At 46.1% G+C, this 254-nt stretch carries 1 protein-coding gene; it reads left to right on the top strand.

Annotated elements, in window-relative coordinates:
• A partial coding sequence (locus tag AC2FC2_RS27080; protein WP_490660221.1) for a hypothetical protein occupies positions 1-254 on the top strand: 254 nt, incomplete at both ends.

Here is a 254-nt window from a genome sequence, read left to right as displayed (position 1 = left end):
GGGGCTATGGTTGACAAAAATGGCGTAGTTCATGGCATGAGTCATTTTGCTGTGTTCAGGGGGCTTGTTTCTGGCGTTGAAGATTTAACACGATTTTCCTACAAACCGATCGTCAGGCAAATTAGTACCGGCCCGGTATTCTCTGAGGTAGAAGTGATTGTTTACAACTCAGAGAAGTATGGACTTGAAGCCGGGGTGCTAAAACTTCGCGTGCGCTATCGGATATTTAAAAGCGGTCAGGTTCAGTGTTATGG

It is taken from the genome of Serratia sp. CoH_122_TC_1 (assembly GCF_058191755.1).
This window is presented reverse-complemented; position numbering and strand designations above follow the sequence as displayed.